Raw genomic sequence first — 461 nt, forward strand, 5'->3', positions numbered from 1 at the left:
CGTTTCCGAAACCAGGAAAGGAGTCTTGACTCTTGATTTTGGCAGCGAAGCGATCTTGACTCTCCCCTAATATCTCTCAAAAATGATAAAAGTAGTCTCTGCTTCAGGAACTGATACATAGAGATTTTCCACTTTAATACGGTTCTCATTGATCTGTTCAAAAAAGAGTTCAGAAGAACCTTCCTGGCCGGAAGCCAGGCTCAGGAATAAAGTATTGTCTTCGATGAGATAGATATATTTTTCAGAATTCCCATCTCCGTCAATCCTTGTGAGGTGGTTGTTCTCTCCAAAATGCAGGGTAGTTCTATCCGGCACCGGAGATGATTCTATCCAGGTTCCTAATATTGAACGTTCATCATCTATGTCTTTTGAACAGGCGACACTCACAACGCAAAGCAGCATTAGCAATCCACTCCTAAAAATGTAATTATTCATCCTCAGTTTTTCTTACAGGTAATTTT

Annotated in this window: 1 protein-coding gene; it reads right to left on the reverse strand. The window is 40.3% G+C overall.

Annotated elements, in window-relative coordinates; genetic code table 11:
* Positions 1 to 66: 66 nt before the first annotated feature.
* Positions 67 to 435, reverse strand: a complete 369-nt coding sequence (locus tag HC175_RS18365) for a hypothetical protein (RefSeq protein ID WP_168024528.1) — start codon at positions 433 to 435, stop codon at positions 67 to 69.
* Between the last annotated feature and the right edge of the window lie 26 nt (positions 436 to 461).

Source organism: Salinimicrobium oceani, from assembly GCF_012037645.1.